This is a genomic window from Roseateles sp. DB2, from assembly GCF_051857535.1.
Classification (GTDB): Bacteria; Pseudomonadota; Gammaproteobacteria; order Burkholderiales; family Burkholderiaceae_C; genus Roseateles_B.
In genome coordinates this window covers 542,753-556,224 of the sequence record NZ_JBPZGY010000001.1, presented here as the reverse complement: position 1 = coordinate 556,224, position 13,472 = coordinate 542,753, and the positions used below count along the sequence as shown (strand labels likewise).

Sequence of the window (13,472 nt, the reverse complement as noted above, 5' to 3'; positions counted from 1 at the left end):
AAGGCAGGGCCGGCACCAGCGCTGCTGCGGCATACTGCGCCGCCCATGAAGACCCAGCCCATTCGTCCTGCCGAGGTCGACTTCTCCGATGCCGAGGCGCCCAGCGCCCCGGGGTTTGGTGACGTCTACCATGCCCGAGCCGGCGCCTTTGCACAGGCGCGGCATGTCTTTCTCGGGGGCAATGAACTGCCGCAGCGCTGGCGCGGCCGTGCCCGTTTCGTGATCCTGGAAACGGGTTTTGGCCTGGGCAACAACTTCCTGGCCACCTGGGCAGCCTGGCGCGCGGATCCGCAGCGTGCCGAGCGACTGGTGTTCCTCAGCGTGGAGAAGCACCCCCTGCGCCACGCGGACCTGCGGCGCGCCCATGCACGCTCGCCCGAGCCCGCGCTGGCCGCGCAGCTGCTTGCGCAGTGGCCAGCGCTGACGCACAACCTGCACGTGCTGGACTTCGAGCAGAGCCGTGTACGCCTCATGCTGTGCCTGGGCGAGGCACGCGACTGGCTGGCCGAACTCATCGCCGAGGTCGATGCCTTCTACCTGGACGGCTTTTCCCCCGCACTCAATCCCGACATCTGGGACCCCTACCTGCTGCGCAGCCTGGGCCGCCTGGCCGCCCCCGAAGCCACGGCCGCCACCTGGAGCGTGGCCCGCCCGGTGCGGGACGGCCTGGCCAGCGCCGGCTTCGAGGTCCGCAAGGTCCAGGGCTTTGCCAGCAAGGGTGAGATGAGCGTGGCGCGCTACTGCCCGCGCCATGCCCCGCAGAAGCCGGCAGGGCGCGTGCCGCTGTCCAGCGGGGCACGGTCGGCCATCGTGCTGGGCGCCGGCATCGCCGGGGCCGCCTGCGCCCACGCCCTTGCCGCCCAGGGTCTGGACGTGAGCCTGCTGGACTCGCGCGAGGCCTCGGCGCAGGCCGGCTCAGGCAATCCTGGAGGCCTGTTCCATGGCACGCTCAACCCTGACGACGGCCTGCATGCCCGCTTCAACCGCGCCGCCGCACTGCACACTGGGCGAAACGCCCGCGCCTTGCTGGCCAGCGGCCACCTGCCCTGGCTGCAGCCAGGACTGCTGCGCATGGAAATGCAGAGAGACCTCGCCACCCTGCAGGCCCAGATCGAGCGCCTGGGCCTGCCGACGGACTATGTCCAGGCCCTGTCACGCGAGCAGGCCTGCGAGATGGCCGGCTGGCCCCTGTCGCCCGCGGTGACAGCAGCCTGGTACTACCCTGGCGGTGGCGCCCTGCCCCCACCGGGCATGGTGCAGGCCCTGATTGCGGCCGCGGCACGCCCCGTCCACCTCCGGACCGGCTGCCGGGTGAGCCGGCTGCATCGTGCCGACGAACGCTGGCAGTGCCTGGACGCCAAAGGCCAGGTGCTGGCCGAGGCCGAAGCCCTGGTGCTGGCGGCCGGTGCGGACAGCCTGGCCTTGCTCGACACCCTGCAAGCCGGAGTACCCGGTGGCCTGATCCCCCCGCTGAACATCCAGCGCGGCCAGATCAGCTGCCTCAGTGCCGAGCAACTCGCCCAGGGCGGCCTGCACGCCCCCCGGCTGCCGCTGGCCGGAGCGGGCTACGCTCTGGGACTGCCGGACGGCGGCCTCGTGTTCGGCGCCACACATCAGGATGGCGACCGGGACCCCGAAATCCGGGACAGCGATCACCAGGACAACCTGAACCAGCTCGCACAGCTGAGCCCGCAGCCCGTGCCCCGGCCGGCCCAGGCGCAAGGCCGCGTGGGTTGGCGGCTGATCGCGCCGGACCGCCTGCCCCTGGTGGGCGGGCTCGCCGCGGCGCCCCTGGGCGGCCGTATCGACCAGGTGCGCATGATCCCCCGCGTGCCGGGCCTCGCCCTGTGCACGGCCATGGCCTCGCGCGGACTCAGTTGGGCGCTGCTTTGCGGCGAGCTGCTGGCGAGCCGGCTCACCGGTGCCCCCGCCCCTCTGGAGGCCAGCCTGGTCGACGCCTTGGACCCCTTGCGCTTTGCGCAGCGCCAATCCCGACAAGGCTGATCACCCTCGGCCGCGGGGCTGGACGGGACAGGGAGAGACGCTAAGCTGATACCCGCGTACCGCCACAGCCCGCACTGCCAGGAGTATCAGCACGTGCCTTCACCGACAAGCGGCGCAAGGTCCGATCCACAAGATGACGCATCCGCCGGCTGGCCCACCGAGCGCGGCGCGGCCGAGCTCGCCCAGTTGCTGAGGAACCTGCGCCGGAGCCAGATCGAGTGGCCGGCCGAGCGGCTGCGCGCCGAACTGCATCATGCCGGCACCTATCGCCCCAGCCCGGCACAGGCCCTGGAACTGGAGACCTACGGATTGCTGCAGGGCATCGGCCGCGAAGCCTCCTCCGCCCTTCAGCGCCTGCGACGCGCCCGCGAGCTGCAGCAACTCGCGCGAACCCTCAAGGCTCCTCTGGCCGAAGCCGCGGCCTGGCGGGTGATGCACACGCTGGAAAGCCTGCTGCAGATGTTCCCCGCCTCGCTGCACAGCGCAGGCATGGCGGCCAGCCTCTACCTGCAGGGGGGAGAGGAGGAGATGGCCCAGCTGATGACGGTGCAGCGCAACAGCGTGCTGTTCCACGCGGAGATGTACGAGGAGCTGGGCAAGTCCTGCCGCCAGCTGCTGGACGAGGGCATGCCCCTGCCGCCAGCGTTCAAGCATCGCATCCTGGGCGGATCAGGAGCGGCCGGCGCCGCCTTCAGCCTGGCCATACGAGCCAGCGACGACGAGAGTTTTGAGCGCCACCTGGAAGAATCCATACGCCTGCACCGCGAGGCCCTGGCCCTGGCCGAGGCCCATGGACTCGACGCCCTGGCCTCGGTGAGCCTCACCAACCTGGCCATCGTAGAGGCCACGCGCGGGCATGCCGAGCTCAGCCGGACGTTGATGGAGGAGGTTGAACGCCGCCCCGAAGTGGATCCCAATCGCCCGGGTTGGAAGGAATGGCACCGCTACTGCGCCGTGCTGGTCCAGGCCCTGCAGGACGAAGCCGGCTGGCAGGCCCTGATGGACACCGCGCGCGAATACATGGGCCACGGGCTGAACCGCGTCGCGGTGCGCGACGCCTGCCTTTACGCCGTCAAGCGCCTGGGCAGGAAAACCGGCCGCATGGACGACGCGCTGTGGGCCAGCGAGCGCCTGAACGAGCTGCAGCAAGGCTCCTATCGCAAGCTGGCTCACACCCTGAGCGACACGGTGGACGCCGTGCTGGAACGCCCGCATCTGATCCATGAGCGGGAGGCCCTGGCCCAGCGCGGATCGGACCTGGAGAACTCGCTGGCGCAGCGCAATGCCGAGCTCTCCGACACCCTGGCCCGGCTACAGGCTGAGATCGCCATCCGCCAGGCCACCGAAGTCGCGCTGCAGAAGGCGCATGACGAACTGGAGGAACAGGTCCGCCACCGCAGCGCGCAGCTGGAGCAGGCCATGCGCACCCTGATGCAGCATGAGAAGCAGTTGGCCCTGTCCCGCATGGTGGCCGGCATGGCGCATGAGATGAACACCCCCCTGGACAACGCCCGCATGGGCGCGTCGCTGATCGGTGAGCGGGCCCAGCAGCTGCGTGCACGGCTGAGTGAACAGACCCTGCGCCGCAGCGAACTGGACGACCTGCTCCTGCAACTGGACGGCGGCAGCGACCTCATCGATCGCGGCCTGGCACGGGTGGCGCAACTGGTCCAGCGCTTCAAGACCCTGGGCCGCAGCGACGAGGTGCAAGAACGCAGCGAGATGGACCTTTGCGCGTTGATCCGGCTCAGCGCATCCAGCTGGCGCAAGGCCCTGGCCGAGGCTGGCGTGGACCTGCAGCTGAAGCTGCCGGGCAGTTGCCGGTACCGCGGCTATCCGCAGGACATCCAGCATGTGCTGCAACAACTGCTTGAGAACAGCCTCATCCACGGCTTCAAGGACGGGCGGCGGGGCACGATCTGGATCGACCTGTCGGTCGAAGGTCACGAGGAAACAACGGTCCAGGCGCCGCCAGCGCCGTTCGGCGACGAGGATCCCACGCGCCACGCGCTGGCGGCGTCCGACCGGACGGTGCAGATCTGCTGGCGCGACGACGGCGTCGGCATTGCCGTCGAGCACCTGCCCCGTGTGCTGGAGCCTTTCTACACCACGCAGCTGGGCCGCACGGGCGTGGGTCTGGGCCTGACCAGCGTCCACAAACTCGTGGTGGAGCACATGGCGGGTGAGTTGGTCCTGGACAGCCAGCCCGGCCAGGGCACGAGGGTCTTCATCCGTCTACCCATGACTTTTGAAGAAAGCTAACTTCTTTCACAGGAAAGTCACACCTATGACATTCGGCATGGGTGCGCAAGTGGGGAGCAACACCGAGAGGGATTTTGAGGAGCGCACAAACAAACGTTTTGAAGCAAATTTGCGCCGTGCCCCGAGACAGTGACTCGGCCAGCCATTCAAAACCACAAGGATCTGCGGATCCAGCGCAAGACGGAGTTCCCCATGAAGAAGTCAAGGTCCCTGAACAGCATCAGCATCGCCGTGGCCACTCTGGCCGGCCTCACCCTGGCATCCCTGTCCGCCCAGGCGGATCCGCAGGGCCGTGCGCTGGGCCACGTCAAGCAGTTCGCCAGCCGCAGCCTGCATGGCGAAGGCCATGAGTACAGCGTGCGCGACGTGATCACCGATGCCGACGGCACCGAGCACGTGCGCTTGGACCGCACCGTGAGCGGCCTTCGCGTGATCGGTGGCGACCTGGTGGTGCGCTCGGACCGCAATGGCGCCATGCAGGCCCTGCACATGACACTCAAGCGCAATCCCAAGGTCGACATCAAGCCCTCCATCTCCCTCGGGCAGGCCAAGCAGCTGGCCGTCGCCAAGCACGGTGGCGCCGACATGGGCGCCAAGCCCGAGCTGGTGATCTACGCCCGTGGCGACCAGCCTCGCCTGGCCTGGGATGTGCTGGTCGGCGGCGAAGAATCTGATGGCACGCCCTTCGAGAAGCACGCCATCATCGACGCCCAGACCGGCGCCCACCTGGACATGTGGAATGACATCCACACCGCGGCTGCCAACGGCACCGGCAAGAGCCTCTACAGCGGCACCGTCGCCCTGACCACCAACTCCATCACCGGCGGCTACGAGCTGCGCGACCCCGCCCGCGGCAGCACCTACACCACCAACATGAACAAGAAGACGGCTGGCAACGGCACGATCTTCACCGACACCGACAACGTCTGGGGCAGCAGCACCACCGCCGACCTGGCCTCGGCTGCCGTCGACGCCCAGTACGGCACGGCCGTGACCTGGGACTACTACAAGAACGTGCATGGCCGCAGCGGCATCGCCAATGACGGCAAGGGCGCCTTCAACCGCGTGCACTACGGCCGTAACTACGCCAACGCCTTCTGGTCCGACTCCTGCTTCTGCATGACCTACGGCGACGGCGACGGCACCAGCCTGAAGTCCCTGGTCTCCCTGGACGTGGCCGGCCACGAGATGACGCACGGCGTCACCAGCCGCACCGCCAACCTGACCTACTCCGGTGAATCCGGCGGCCTGAATGAGGCCACCTCGGACATCTTCGGCACCATGGTCGAGTTCTATGCCGCCAATGGCAGCGATGCCGGCGACTACCTGATCGGTGAGAAGGTCATGGTGAAGTCGGCCTTCCTGCGCAACATGATGAAGCCCAGCGCCGACGGCGCCTCCGCAGACTGCTGGTACAGCGGCGTGGGCAGCCTGGACGTGCACTACAGCTCGGGCGTGGCCAACCACTTCTACTTCATGCTGGCCGAAGGCACCAACAGCAGCCTGGGCACCAGCCCCACCTGCAAGGCCGGTGACACCCGCGTCGCCACCGGCACCGGCAGCCTGACCGGCATCGGCCGCGACGCCGCCGCCAAGATCTGGTACCGCGCGCTGACCACCAAGATGACCTCCAGCACCAACTACGCCGGCGCCCGTGCCGCCACCATCGCTGCAGCCAACGAGCTGTACGGCGCTGGCAGCACCCAGGCCAATGCCGTGGCCGCTGCCTGGACGGCCGTGAACGTCAACTGAGACTGACCGAGGAGGACGCCTGCGATGCCACCCGGCCCGCAGGACCATCCAGCAGAAGAACGAAGGGGGCGACCGACGGTCGCCCCCTTTCGTCGTTGGAAGGTTCTCACGCCCTGCGCTGTCCTTGCCGACCGATCCACCGCCACGTCCAGACATCCAGCCAGGCGGACAAGTTCAGCGGCGCCAGCGCTCCCGCCCCTGGCGCCGTGCCTGCCCCGACGGCAGCCAGACGGTGCCATGGACCCAGTGGCGCAGCTTGAGCGCCTGCGCGTCCTGCAGGCCGTCCAGGTAGTCCAGGCAGGCAGGTGCACTGAGCCACCAGCGGCCACCGCGCTCCTGGCAGTCTTCGCCATGGGCCTGGCGCAGCGGCCCCATTCGGACTGGACGGTCCAGCACACGTTCCAGGTCTGACACCGCGATCCAGCGTTCGCCAGGCACCCATTCCGCCACACGCATGGGCTTGCCGCGAAAGACGTAATGCTGCCCCTGCACATCGGCCAGCGCCTGCTGGCGGATGCCGGCCAGCAGCGTGTGCGCCAGCGCCATCAGCTCCGGCGTGAACAGCCAGGCAGGCACCCAGCCCAGAAGCACCGCCCGGATCAAGCGCCATTCGCCTTGACCCGCCAGGACAAAGGCCAGCGCGGCGGCACTTGCCAGCAGTCGCAGGATGAGACTGGCCGCAAACTGGTAGCGGCGGTGGTGCCGTTCCTCAAAGGCTCGGCGCCCCAGGAGATAGGCGACGACGTCTCGCATCGCCTCCATGCCTGGTTCAGGCGAAGGTGAGCGTCTTCACACCGCTGGCCGTGCCCAGCAGGCACACGCCCGCCTTGTTGCGGGCAAAGACCCCCACGGTGACCACGCCAGGCCACTGGTTCACGTCGGTCTCGAAGGCGGCAGGATCGATGATGCTGAGGCCGCGCACGTCAAGGATCTGGCAGCCGTTGTCGGTCACGACGCCGGCTCGCAGCTGAGCATCGGCGCCCATCGCGGCGAAGCGGCGAGCGATCTGGGCTGCAGCCATGGGAATCACCTCCACCGGCAGCGGGAACTTGCCCAGTGTCTGCACGAGCTTGGACTCGTCGGCAATGCAGACAAAGGTCTCGGCCAGGTCCGCGACGATCTTCTCGCGGGTCAGCGCGGCACCGCCGCCCTTGACCATATGGCCTTGGTGATCGATCTCGTCGGCACCGTCGATGTAGACCTTCAGGCCCTGCACCTCGCTGGCCTCCAGCACAGGGATGCCCAGCGCCTTCATGCGCTCGGTGGAGCGCACGGAACTGGAGACGGCGCCAGCGATCTTCCTGCCGCTGGCGGCCAGGGCGTCGATGAACTTGTCCACGGTCGAGCCCGTGCCCACGCCCACGATGGAGCCCTCCTCCACATAGGCCAGCGCAGCCTGGCCGACCAGGGCCTTGAGTTCGTCTTGAGTCATTGCAATCTTTCTGGAATTCCGTAGAAGGTCGGAGACGGGGTCAGGTCTTGCCTGGATCGAATTCAGGCCTGGCGGGCACGGCGGGCCTTCACAGCGGCGGCCAGCTCACGCAGCAGGGGCTCGGTCTGCACCCAGCCCAGGCAGGCATCGGTGATGGAGACGCCGGGCTTGAGGTCGGCGCGGGTCTGTCCATCCAGCAGGTCCTGGCGGCCGGCCTGCAGGTGGGACTCGATCATGACGCCGGTGATGCGTGCATCGCCGCCGACGATCTGGCCGGCGACATCGCGGCCGACGTCGATCTGGCGCTCGTACTTCTTGCTGGAGTTGGCATGGGAGAAGTCGATCATCACCTGCTCGCGCAGGCCCGCGGCCTTGAGCGCCTCGCAGGCGGCCTGCACCGAGGCGGCGTCGTAGTTGGGGGCCTTGCCGCCGCGCAGGATCAGGTGGCAGTCGTCATTGCCGCGGGTCTCGAAGATGGCGGCTGCGCCCATCTTGGTCATGCCCATGAAGGCGTGGCTGGCCTGGGCAGCCAGCACGGCATCGGCCGCCACCTTGATGCCGCCGTCCGTGGCGTTCTTGAAGCCCACGGGGCAGGACAGGCCGGAGGCCAGTTGGCGGTGGCTCTGGCTCTCAGTGGTGCGGGCGCCGATGGCACCCCAGGCGATGAGGTCGGAGATGTACTGCGGCGAGAGCAGGTCCAGGAACTCGGTGCCAGCTGGCAGGCCCAGGGCCGTCACGTCCAGCAGCAGCTGGCGCGCCAGGCGCAGGCCCTCGTTCATGTGGAAGCTGCCGTCCAGGTGCGGGTCGTTGATGTAGCCCTTCCAGCCAACGGTGGTGCGCGGCTTCTCGAAGTAGACGCGCATCACCACGAGCAGCTCGCCCTGCATCTCGTCACGGGCCTTCTTGAGCAGGCGGGCGTAATCCATGGCCTGGTCGTGATCGTGGATGGAGCACGGGCCTACCACCACCAGCAGGCGGTCGTCGCGGCCATGCAGAACGTCGCTGATCTCCTGGCGGGCACGCTCGACCAGGTTCAGGGCTTCGTCGGTGATGGGCAGTTGATCCAGCAACAGGGCCGGCGAGATGAGCGGGCGCACGGCGCCGATGCGGGTGTCATCGGTGCGGGTGGTGTCACGGGTGCTGTCGCGCGAGCCGATCTCGCGGTCATTCTGGGGATGGTCGAGGGATTTCATGGGCGCAGGGCAGAGGCGGGATTGCCCTGATTATCAGCGAGGCCGGATGCGACAATCGCCCCCATCCCCACAAGCCCCACAGCCACTGGCCGCCGATGCCGTGGCGCCGCCTTGCCGCCATGTCCCTGATTCCCTACGCCCTGACCCGCCCCTTCCTCTTCGGCATGGATCCCGAGCACGCCCACGAGCTGACGCTGGGCGCGATCGCCCGCTTCCAGAACACGCCGCTGCAGTGTCTGTGGTCACAGAGCCGGGTGAGCGATCCGGTGCAGTTGGCAGGCCTGCGCTTTCCCAATCGCGTGGGCCTGGCTGCCGGTCTGGACAAGAACGGCCGCTGCATCGACGGCCTGGGCGCCATGGGCTTCGGCTTCATCGAGGTGGGCACCGTCACGCCCAAGGGCCAGCCCGGCAATGACAAGCCGCGCATGTTCCGCCTCCCCGATGCGAACGCGCTGATCAATCGCCTGGGCTTCAACAATGAAGGCCTGGACAGCTTCATCGCCAACGTGAAGCAGGCCCACAGCTTCAGGAAGGCCGGCGGTCTGCTGGGCCTGAACATCGGCAAGAACGCCGTCACGCCCATCGAGAACGCGGTGGACGATTATCTGATCGGGCTGGCCGGCGTCTACCCGCACGCCGACTACATCACCGTCAACATCTCCAGCCCCAACACCAAGAACCTTCGCGCCCTGCAGAGCGACGAGGCCCTGGACGCCCTGCTCTCCCGCCTGCAGGAACGCAAGTTGCAGCTTCAGGCCCAGCATGACCGTGTGGTGCCCATGTTCGTGAAGATCGCACCAGACCTGGACGAGGCGCAGGTGGGCGTGATCGCCCGCACGCTGAAGAACAACGGCATCGACGGCGTGATCGCCACCAACACCACCGTTGGCCGGGAGGCGGTGCAGGGCCTGCCGCACGCCGAAGAAGCGGGCGGCCTTTCCGGCCAGCCGGTCTTCGAGCCCAGCAACCGCGTGATCCGTCTGCTGCGCGAGGCCCTGGGCAAGGGCTATCCCATCATCGGCGTGGGTGGCGTGATGAGTGGTGAGCATGCGCGCGCCAAGCTGCAGGCGGGCGCGGATCTGGTGCAGGTCTACACCGGGCTCATCTACAAGGGCTCGGCCCTGGTGCCGGCGTGCGCGCGTGCGCTGCAGGGATTCAAGGGCTGAAGCAGGGGCTGAAGAAGCATGGGTATCGAGATCGAACGCAAGTTCCTGGTGACGGGCGAAGCCTGGCGCCAGGGTGAGGGCCGCTACCTGTGCCAGGCCTATCTCAACCGCGACCCGGCCCGCACGGTGCGGGTGCGCATCGACGGTGAGCAAGGCTTCCTGACCATCAAGGGCCGCAGCGTGGGCGCCACGCGCAGCGAGTTCGAGTACGCCATCCCGCTGGCCGACGCCCAGGCATTGCTGGCCCTGGCGGACGGCCCTGCCGTCGAGAAGCGCCGCCACCGTCTGCCCATGGGCGACCTGGTCTGGGAGATCGACGAGTTTCTGGGCGCCAACGCGCCGCTGGTGGTCGCCGAGATCGAACTGCCGCGGGAAGACCACCCCTTCGAACGCCCCGACTGGCTGGGCGAGGAAGTGACGCAGGATGCGCGCTACTTCAACTCGGCCCTGTCGGCGCAGCCCTTTTCGAGCTGGTGAGGCCTGCGCTCAGCCGCTCGCGCTGACCCGCTCCAGGTACCGGGCGGCCTCGCCAAAGCTCTGCAGCTTGCGCCCCAGCCAGGCCGGCAGGGATGGCAGGGGCGCGAAGCCCAGGCGCTGCCAGAAGGGCGCGGAGTCCTGCACCGCGATCAGGCCCACGCGCGCCAGCCCCAGCCGCAGCGCCCGCTGCTCGATCTGCGCCAGCAGACTTTGCGCAAGCCCCCTTCCCCGGCCCCGCGAGCCTACAGCCACGTCATGCAGGTAGAGCAGCGTGGGCGCCGCCGGGCAGTGATAGTCGCTGGCGTGCAGACTCGGCATGGTGTCGGCGCAGACGGGCAGGCTGATGGCATAGGCCAGCAGCGTGCCCGCGCCATCGAAGACGCCCCAGCAGGTCTGCAGAGACAGGGTCTCACGCAGCTTGGAGGCAAAGGCCTCGGCGGGTTCGACGTACACCGCGCCATAGCAGTCGGACTGCAGACGCAGGACCGCGTCCAGATCGGCCAGCTGCAGCGGCCGCAAATCGAATTCGGAAGACATGGAAGAGGCCGGGAGGATCAGGACAGCAGACGTCCCCAGGGCATGAGCGCCGGCGTGAACAGCGCGATGAAGGCAAGGATGTTGAGGGCGACGGTGCCCCAGAACACCCGCATGAACACGGGCTTGTTGCGCTTGTGGGCCAGCAGTTGCTGGGCCAGCAGGGCGCCGGGCCAGCCGCCGCACAGGGCCAGGCCGTGCAGAGTGGACTCGGCCACGCGCCACTGGCCCTTGCGGGCGGCGCGCTTGTCGCCGGCATAGACGATGAAGGTGGCCAGACTCAGGGCCATGTAGCCCCCCCACACGGCGTGAGGCAGGGACCAGGCCAGGTGCACGGCCAACACGAGGGCGGCGAAGGCGGGGATCAGCACCAGAACCGCGCCGCCGCGGGCCGCATCAGGTGCGCGGCGTGCAGCGGGAGCTCTGCGGGCCGCCGGTTGCGGGCGCCTGGGCTCCAGGGCCTTGACGCGCTGGGCGCGGGCCTTGCCTTGCGCATCGCGTCCCGGCTCGTAGCTGAGGCGCTCGCCCAGATAGGGCCGCCAGGCACGCAGCCCGAAGGCGCGCGCATGGACGAAGAGCCTGCCACCGCCCGCATCAGGCGTGATGAAGCCATAACCCTTGGCATCGTCCCACTGTGTGAGCGTGCCCTGCTGCCGCGTTCCCATCTGTCCAGAGACGAAGACCTAGACCCAAAGAAAAGGCCGGCCGCGTCAGGGACGCGCCGGCCTCAGCTCACTCAGCGACCGAAGCCGCCGCGACGCTGGCCTTGCGGCGCCGGACGCTTGCCGGGGCCGCCGGGACGACGGTCGCCGAAGTCACGGCCACCTTCGCGGTTGCCATGGAAAGGCTTGTCGCCGAAGGCCGGCTTGCCGCTGAAACCACGCTTCTCACCGAAAGAGCCACCGCGGTCCTCACGCGGGGCAAAGCCGCGCTTGTCGCCACCGAAGCCGGGGCGATCGCCACCGCGATCGAAGCCGCGCTCCTGGCCGCCGAAGCCACGGTCCTGGCCGAGGGGCTTGCGGTCGTCGAAGCGGCGAGCATCCGGGCGGAAGCCTTCCTCGCGGCGCGGTGCGAAGCCGTCGCGCGGCGCAAAGTCGCGCTGGCCGAAGTCACGCCCCTGGGCGCCCTGGTCGCGACCGAAACCCTTGCCACCATCACGGGGAGGGAAGCCGTCGCGCTGGGGGAATCCGCCGCGGGGCTGGAAGCCTTCGCGACCTTCGCGCTGGAAGGGCTTGCTGCCGAAACGCTTGTCACCTTTCTGCGCCCAGCCCGGACGGTCACCGCGATCAAAACCGCGCTCACCGGCAGGACGCGGCGGGAAGATGCGCGGCTCTTGGGTCTTGGGCTCCAGGCCTTCGATGTGGGTCACCGGGATCTGCTGCGTGGTGAAGTGCTGGATGCGGCGGATCATGGACACATCGTCACGCAGGGCCAGGGTCACGGCCAGGCCTTGGCGGCCGGCACGACCGGTGCGGCCGATGCGGTGCACATAGTCCTCGGCCTTCATGGGCAGACCGTAGTTGATCACGTGGGTGATGCTGGGCACGTCGATGCCGCGGGCCGCGACGTCGGTGGCCACCAGCACGCGCACTTCACGACGGCGCAGGGCCATCAGCGTGCGGTTGCGTTTGCCCTGGGGCATGGCACCGTGCAGCGGGGCCACGGCATGGCCGATCTCGGCCAGGCGCTCGGCCAGCCAGTCGGCGTCGCGCTGCGTGCTGGTGAAGACCACGGCCTGGTCCAGCTCGGGCTGGGCCAGGATGGACTCCAGAAGCTTGTCCTTGTGGATGGGGTTGTCCGCCCAGTGCAGGCGCTGCTCGATGTTCTCGTGGGTGTCGGTGTGCGAGGCGACGTCGATGCGCTGCGGGTCACGCAGCAACTCCTGCGCAAGGCGGCCGACGTGGCCGGCGAAGGTGGCGCTGTACATCACCGTCTGGCGGGTGGCCGGGGTGGCGGCAGCGACGGTGTTGATGTCGTCGATGAAGCCCATGTCCAGCATGCGGTCGGCTTCGTCCAGCACCAGCATCTCGACGTTCTCCAGCACGCACTTGCCCGAGGCCAGGTGGTCCAGCAGGCGGCCGGGGGTGGCGATCAGGATGTCCAGCGGGCCCGTCAGCTGGCGGATCTGCAGGGGATAGGGCATGCCGCCCAGCACGGTGGCGACCTTCAGGCCTTGCACATGGCGGCCGTAGGTCTGCGCGGCCTTGGAGACCTGCATGGCCAGCTCGCGGGTGGGGGCCAGGACCAGGACCTTGGGGCCGTAGATCTTGCCCTTTTCACGGCGCTTGGTGTTGTCGCCGCGGGCGGCAATGATCTTCTCCAGCGCGGGCAGGATGAAGGAGGCGGTCTTGCCCGAACCCGTGCGCGAGGAGACCATCAGGTCGGCGCCTTCAATGGCGGGGGGGATGGCCAGGGTCTGCACCTCGGTGGCGTTCTCGTAGCCGGAGTCCTTCACGGCACGCAGCAGGACTTCATTCAGGCCCAGATTTTCAAAACTCATGATTTCTTTCTGCAAAGCCATGCCCGGCGACGGCCGAAAGCGGCAGGCGCAAGGCATGCGACCGCAGCAGGCAATGGAAAGCCGCGGTCAGGGTCGAGTCGCTGGAAGACGATTCACGTCGTACACCGGGCGTGCAAGACCATCAGGGTCTG

General features: G+C 68.4%; 11 protein-coding genes. 5 read left to right on the top strand and 6 right to left on the bottom strand.

Annotation, left to right across the window (positions count from 1 at the left end):
• Positions 1-45: 45 nt before the first annotated feature.
• The 3 genes from mnmC to ACS5PK_RS02350 all read left to right on the top strand — a co-directional run bounded on the left by mnmC (position 46) and on the right by ACS5PK_RS02350 (position 6,018).
• On the top strand, positions 46-2,004 hold the full coding sequence (gene mnmC, locus ACS5PK_RS02360; RefSeq protein ID WP_439438665.1) for an FAD-dependent 5-carboxymethylaminomethyl-2-thiouridine(34) oxidoreductase MnmC: 1,959 nt from the start codon (positions 46-48) through the stop codon (positions 2,002-2,004).
• 93 nt (positions 2,005-2,097) lie between these two features.
• Entirely contained in the window at positions 2,098-4,266 is a 2,169-nt protein-coding gene (locus tag ACS5PK_RS02355; protein ID WP_439438664.1) for a sensor histidine kinase, read from the top strand.
• Between the two features lie 192 nt (positions 4,267-4,458).
• Positions 4,459-6,018 carry a M4 family metallopeptidase gene (locus ACS5PK_RS02350; protein WP_439438663.1) on the top strand — a complete coding sequence of 520 codons (1,560 nt, stop codon included), beginning with the start codon at positions 4,459-4,461 and terminating at the stop codon, positions 6,016-6,018.
• Between the two features lie 174 nt (positions 6,019-6,192).
• Here ACS5PK_RS02350 and ACS5PK_RS02345 read toward each other — a convergent pair whose 3' ends face one another.
• From ACS5PK_RS02345 to ACS5PK_RS02335, 3 genes are all read right to left on the bottom strand, one after another.
• Complete coding sequence (locus ACS5PK_RS02345) at positions 6,193-6,771, bottom strand: hypothetical protein (RefSeq protein WP_439438662.1); 579 nt, start codon at positions 6,769-6,771, stop codon at positions 6,193-6,195.
• A 16-nt stretch (positions 6,772-6,787) separates the two neighbouring features.
• Positions 6,788-7,450 carry a ribose-5-phosphate isomerase RpiA gene (gene rpiA / locus ACS5PK_RS02340; RefSeq protein WP_439438661.1) on the bottom strand — a complete coding sequence of 221 codons (663 nt, stop codon included), beginning with the start codon at positions 7,448-7,450 and terminating at the stop codon, positions 6,788-6,790.
• Between the two features lie 62 nt (positions 7,451-7,512).
• Positions 7,513-8,643, bottom strand: coding sequence for a 3-deoxy-7-phosphoheptulonate synthase (locus ACS5PK_RS02335; RefSeq protein ID WP_439438660.1), 1,131 nt, complete (start codon positions 8,641-8,643; stop codon positions 7,513-7,515).
• Between the two features lie 119 nt (positions 8,644-8,762).
• On the opposite strand from ACS5PK_RS02335, the gene ACS5PK_RS02330 reads away from it, so the two are divergent.
• Positions 8,763-9,809, top strand: coding sequence for a quinone-dependent dihydroorotate dehydrogenase (locus ACS5PK_RS02330; RefSeq protein ID WP_439438659.1), 1,047 nt, complete (start codon positions 8,763-8,765; stop codon positions 9,807-9,809).
• Positions 9,810-9,827: 18 nt separating this feature from the next.
• The gene (locus tag ACS5PK_RS02325; RefSeq protein WP_439438658.1) at positions 9,828-10,286 is read left to right on the top strand and encodes a CYTH domain-containing protein; all 459 of its coding nucleotides are present in this window, start codon (positions 9,828-9,830) and stop codon (positions 10,284-10,286) included.
• A gap of 9 nt (positions 10,287-10,295) precedes the next feature.
• On the opposite strand, the gene ACS5PK_RS02320 is transcribed toward ACS5PK_RS02325, so the two are convergent.
• The 3 genes from ACS5PK_RS02320 to ACS5PK_RS02310 form a co-directional block, all read right to left on the bottom strand.
• Positions 10,296-10,823 carry a GNAT family N-acetyltransferase gene (locus ACS5PK_RS02320; protein WP_439438657.1) on the bottom strand — a complete coding sequence of 176 codons (528 nt, stop codon included), beginning with the start codon at positions 10,821-10,823 and terminating at the stop codon, positions 10,296-10,298.
• 17 nt (positions 10,824-10,840) lie between these two features.
• Positions 10,841-11,485 carry a DUF1294 domain-containing protein gene (locus ACS5PK_RS02315; RefSeq protein ID WP_439438656.1) on the bottom strand — a complete coding sequence of 215 codons (645 nt, stop codon included), beginning with the start codon at positions 11,483-11,485 and terminating at the stop codon, positions 10,841-10,843.
• A gap of 71 nt (positions 11,486-11,556) precedes the next feature.
• The gene (locus tag ACS5PK_RS02310) at positions 11,557-13,320 is read right to left on the bottom strand and encodes a DEAD/DEAH box helicase (protein WP_439438655.1); all 1,764 of its coding nucleotides are present in this window, start codon (positions 13,318-13,320) and stop codon (positions 11,557-11,559) included.
• Positions 13,321-13,472: the final 152 nt, after the last annotated feature.